The organism is Nocardioides sp. CPCC 206348, assembly GCF_048654705.1.
Taxonomy (GTDB): domain Bacteria; phylum Actinomycetota; class Actinomycetes; order Propionibacteriales; family Nocardioidaceae; genus Nocardioides.
Genome location: NZ_JBMCZA010000099.1, coordinates 3,165 through 3,841, shown reverse-complemented (window position 1 = coordinate 3,841; position 677 = coordinate 3,165). Strand labels below are relative to the sequence as shown.

The window sequence follows — 677 nt, the reverse complement described above, 5'->3', positions numbered from 1 at the left end:
GGCGACACCATCAACGTCCGTGGGCCCAATGGCGCCTACAACCCCGACCCGACCGCGGACTGGCACCTGTTCGCCGGCGACGAGGCAGCGATCCCTGCGATCCGGCAGTCCCTCGCGGCGCTGCCGGCCGACGCCCAGGGGTACGTCGTGCTGCAGGTCGACGGGCCGTCGTACGAGCAGGAGGTGGCGACGCCCGCGGGCGTCGTACTGACCTGGCTGCACCGCACCGACCCGGGCCACTCCGGACTGGCCGACGCCGTCCGTGCCCTGCCGTGGCGCGAGGGCCGCGTGCACGCGTTCGTGCACGGCGAGGCGCAGGCGGTGATGCACGAGATCCGGCCGTACCTGCTCAAGGAACGTGCCGTGCCGCGTGCCGACGTCTCCATCTCCGGCTACTGGCGACAGGGCCGCACCGAAGAGGCCTTCCGGGAGTGGAAGGCCGAGCTCGCCCGCGCTGAGGAGAGTCAGGCATGACCCCCACCCGCTTGTTCCGCACCGTCGCGATCGCCGAGGCGATCACCTGGACCGGCCTGCTGTTCGGCATGTTCCTCAAGTACGGCCCTGCCGACAACGAGACCGGCGTCCGGATCTTCGGCATGGCCCACGGCGTCGTCTTCATTGCGTACGTCGTCGTGACGCTGGTCGTGTGGGTCGACCGACGCTGGTCGGCGGGACGT

General features: G+C 70.9%; 2 protein-coding genes. Both read left to right on the top strand.

Annotated elements, in window-relative coordinates:
* A partial coding sequence (locus ACOADB_RS04990; protein WP_378596839.1) for a siderophore-interacting protein occupies positions 1–474 on the top strand: 474 nt, incomplete at its 5' end.
* Positions 471–677 (top strand): DUF3817 domain-containing protein (locus tag ACOADB_RS04985; protein ID WP_378596838.1); only part of this gene is annotated, 207 nt, incomplete at its 3' end. The genes ACOADB_RS04990 and ACOADB_RS04985, both read left to right, overlap by 4 nt.